1 protein-coding gene is annotated in these 673 nt (G+C 36.8%); it reads left to right on the forward strand.

Translation table 11 applies throughout. The features are described 5' to 3' along the window. Positions 1-182 precede the first annotated feature (182 nt). Positions 183-673: hypothetical protein (locus IQR33_RS02525; RefSeq protein WP_193843481.1), on the forward strand; the 491-nt coding region annotated here is incomplete at its 3' end.

Genomic DNA, 673 nt, shown 5'->3' on the forward strand with positions numbered 1-673 from the left:
ACAGAGATAATCCATTTAATGAGTGATGGCCAATTTGAGATTTTCATGAGCTGTACCTGAAGGATAATTACACAGTATAAATACCACATTAACACACGTGCGAGTCGAAATAAATCGAATTTATAAAGATTATGGAATATAGTAAATATGTCATTTGCGGATAAATAACAGGGTCTAAGATTATGGTTTATAGCTATATCATTACCCGAGATAGAGAGCGTATTGTAGACAACCTAATGGAACACGGTGAGTTTTCTAATGGTTCAATTAAAGGTAAAGAGTTAAGCCTTGATCATCCATTAGCAAATGAGATGGTAGATACCTTAAAACTAGTGCCTCAAGGCATGGCCAATACCTATTACACCCTTCACCATTTGAAACAGCAAGATTGGGATGTGACTCATGAAAATGGTTATGAGAACTCTCTCATTGCGAGCTTTAGTTTAAATGGAAACCTAAGTTCACTTTTAGATAAAGTCAAAAGTGGAGAGGGGTTTAAGGTAGAAACGAATACCTTCCAGGAGTTCATTGAATCGAATCAAGGTATCGATTTTATCGTAGATTTTCAGAATACAATCACTCAGTCTGATTGTTGGACACCCCAAGGAAAATTAAACAACCCATTAATATCGAACTTCACTGTGGATATGGAGCGTCTTTCAGAGTGGCCCGG

It is taken from the genome of Vibrio sp. OPT46, from assembly GCF_015163535.1.
In the GTDB taxonomy this organism is placed as follows: domain Bacteria; phylum Pseudomonadota; class Gammaproteobacteria; order Enterobacterales; family Vibrionaceae; genus Vibrio; species Vibrio alginolyticus.